The organism is Xenococcus sp. PCC 7305 (genome assembly GCF_000332055.1).
Taxonomy (GTDB): Bacteria; Cyanobacteriota; Cyanobacteriia; order Cyanobacteriales; family Xenococcaceae; genus Xenococcus.
Window position 1 is genome coordinate 1 of sequence record NZ_ALVZ01000011.1, and the last position, 2,120, is coordinate 2,120.

1 protein-coding gene and 1 pseudogene are annotated in these 2,120 nt (G+C 42.1%); one reads left to right on the top strand and one right to left on the bottom strand.

The window, feature by feature from the left end:
- Positions 1-131 precede the first annotated feature (131 nt).
- Positions 132-1,292: an ISAs1 family transposase gene (locus XEN7305_RS00090; protein ID WP_006507244.1), complete on the bottom strand. Its 1,161-nt coding sequence runs from the start codon at positions 1,290-1,292 to the stop codon at positions 132-134.
- Positions 1,293-1,531: 239 nt separating this feature from the next.
- On the opposite strand from XEN7305_RS00090, the pseudogene XEN7305_RS00095 reads away from it, so the two are divergent.
- A pseudogene (locus tag XEN7305_RS00095) lies at positions 1,532-2,026 on the top strand (ISAs1 family transposase); the annotation flags it as partial.
- Between the last annotated feature and the right edge of the window lie 94 nt (positions 2,027-2,120).

Below are 2,120 nucleotides of genomic sequence, written 5' to 3' on the forward strand. Positions count from 1 at the left end.
TGGCACCATCTCCTCGACTTTATGCTCGGCGATGCGGAACCAGAACCTTTCATCCCTGCAAATACTTCTTAATTTTTGAATTTGGAATTGCTGGTATTACTGGCAGGGCAATCGCACACGTTTCTTAACATTTAGGAAGGAGCAAGACTGAGGCAATTGAGCACAGTTTCGAGATAACGATTATCCCAACCAGCTTTGAGACGCTTGTTTTCAATACCTATCTTGGTAGTCTTTTCATGAGATAACAGGTTCACGCCGATATGATGTATCAGAGCTAGATTTTCTGCACTATATCCCTGACAAGAGCGCCACCTATCTTCTTGAAAACTGACATCTAAGACCCAATGTAATTGATTTTCAATACTCCAATGATTTCGAACAGCATTAGCAAACCTTTTGACATCACATTCGAGACTCAGGAGATAGTAACGTTTCTCAACATTACTGATTTGACCATTGAGCCGACGTTCAGACTCCACCATGCCAATACTTTTCAATTGAGACCATTTGTTGGCTCCTAACAAATATTCAGTATTTCCCATCACGGCATAACGACGAATTTCCAGGCGTCCATGTCCCTTGTCAATCGTGGAATGAAATTGATTCCCAAACTGGTTCCAGCCTTGCCTACGTGCATGGTCGAACAATTGAGTTACATCCTCATAAAGGTTACCTTGATTGGCTTTGAGGGCTAAGACATAATCCGCTCCCTGCTCAATAATCGTCTTGGCAATCTCAGTTTGACAACCCATTGCATCAATACTAACTAAACAACCTCGAATCTCTAATAACTTGAGCAGTTCTGGAATCGCCCTAATCTCATTGGACTTCTCATCTACTTTTCTTTGACCCAGAACCAGACGATTGGTAGCTGACCAGACACTGACCATATGGATAAAACTGCGGTTATTTCCAGCGACCCGGGCGCCTCGTAGCGTTTTGCCATCCACATTTAAGAGTTCTCCATTGGTGACTTGATGAACGGCTTGCATCCAACTCATGAAACAGCATTGGAGTTCTTCTGGATTCAAACGAGCGAATAACCGAGCAAAGGTATCATGGGAAGGAATGCCATTAGGTAACGCCAAAAAAGTTTTTAACCATTCCTGTTTTGTACGACCATATTCAGCTATTGCTTCCCAATCATTGGCACCGCAAATCGTCGCGCATAGAGTGATAACAATAATATCAAGCAACAGATGGTCAATACTGTGTTCTGCTCTCGGGTCTCTTAAACTACTGAAGTGTTCTTCAATTAGGGCTGTTGGCGATGAAGATTCGTATCTTGACATTTGATCTCACTTAAGCTCTTGTTAACAGAAAGTTGATGTGGAAGCATCCTAACTGATTCCGTATTATCTTCACTCACCAATAGCTATTGTTTCAAAATATTTTACGTGTTTATTGCATATCTTTAAGAAGTGTGTGCGATTGCCCTGGTATTACTGGTAGGGCAAACGCATCTTAAATTAGGAAACACCTCGGTGAGTCTTGTAGGGTTAAAAGTATTGCCAGTCAATCAGTTAACCCGATGAAAACCAAGCCAAAATTCAGCATTGCCGAGCATTTTGAAACAGTAGAAGATCCCAGAATAGAGCGTAGCAAGGAGTATCTGCTCATTGACATTCTCACCATAGCTATTTTATCAGTGATCTGTGGTGCCAATGGCTGGGTGGGAATGGAAACTTATGGCAAGGCTAAGGACAAGTGGCTTAAAACCTTTCTCGCCTTGTCAAATGGAATACCAAGTCATGATACCTTTGCGCGAGTCTTTGCTCGTCTGAATCCAGAGCAATTACAAGAAAGCTTTCTGAGTTGGATCACAGCAGTTAAGAAAGTGAGTAAAGGTGAAGTGATTGCCATTGATGGCAAAACAGTTCGTCGCTCCTATGACAAAGGTAAGAATAAAGGAGCCATTCATATGGTTAGCGCTTGGGCAAGTCAGAATAGATTAGTGTTAGGCCAAAGGAAAGTTGATGACAAGTCCAATGAAATCACTGCCATCCCAGAACTGTTAAAGGTCTTATACCAATTCGCGTTCGAAAGTGTAATTTGATAAGGTACGAAACTGGAATGTCAGATGGTTGAGGAATCATGCCCAGAGTCAGTCGAGTTTTACC